This window comes from Pseudomonas sp. BJa3 (assembly GCF_026343815.1).
Taxonomy (GTDB): Bacteria; Pseudomonadota; Gammaproteobacteria; order Pseudomonadales; family Pseudomonadaceae; genus Aquipseudomonas; species Aquipseudomonas soli.
In genome coordinates this window covers 1-800 of the sequence record NZ_JAOXMC010000049.1, presented here as the reverse complement: position 1 = coordinate 800, position 800 = coordinate 1, and the positions used below count along the sequence as shown (strand labels likewise).

At 58.6% G+C, this 800-nt stretch carries 1 protein-coding gene; it reads right to left on the bottom strand.

Going from position 1 to position 800, the window contains the following annotated elements:
- Nucleotides 1-800: IS110 family transposase (locus OH705_RS26825; RefSeq protein WP_267303381.1), on the bottom strand; the 800-nt coding region annotated here is incomplete at both ends.

Sequence of the window (800 nt, the reverse complement as noted above, 5' to 3'; positions counted from 1 at the left end):
TGGCCAACGCGCAGGCCACCACATTGGAGTGACGTCGCGCGAGCAGTGAACACACCCAATCAGCCAATGGGCCTTTCTGGTACTTCAAACGCATCAGGTAAACCCGTGCGCACTGCACCAACAAGCGTCGAAGGTTCTTGTCGCCGCGCTTGCTGATCCCCAGCAAAGCTGGCCTACCACCAGTGCTGTACTGGCGGGGCACCAGACCTACAGAGGCAGCAAAGTCCCGGCTACTGCCGTATTGCTGACCGTCACCCATTTCCACAGCCAGCAGGCTGGCGGTGATCGGCCCGACACACGGGATAGTCAGCAAACGGCTACCCAGATCATCGTCAGCCAGCTGGCTCGCCAGCTCTTCGTCCAACACCTTGATCCGCTCGCTCAGGTAGACGAAATGCTCATGCAGGCGCTGCAGCAGTGCAACGAGACGTACAGGCAGGTCGTGCTCTTCAAGCACTGAAGCGAGGCGTTTGATCACCGCCAGTCCGGTCGGCAGGCTCACACCGAACTCAAGCAGGAACCCATGCATCTGGTTCACCGTCTTGGTTCGGTCGCGGACCAATGACTCACGCATCCGATGAGAAACAGAGAGCGTTTGCTGGTCTGGCGACTTTGGTGTCACAAAACGCATGGAAGGTCGGGAAGCGGCTTCGCAAATGGCTTGCGCATCGACGAAGTCATTCTTGTTGCTCTTGACGAAAGGCTTAACGAACTGCGGCGAGATCAGCTTGGCCTCATGCCCCATCGCTTTGATTTCTCGAGCCAGGCAGTGCGAGCCGGCACAGGCCTCCATCACCACC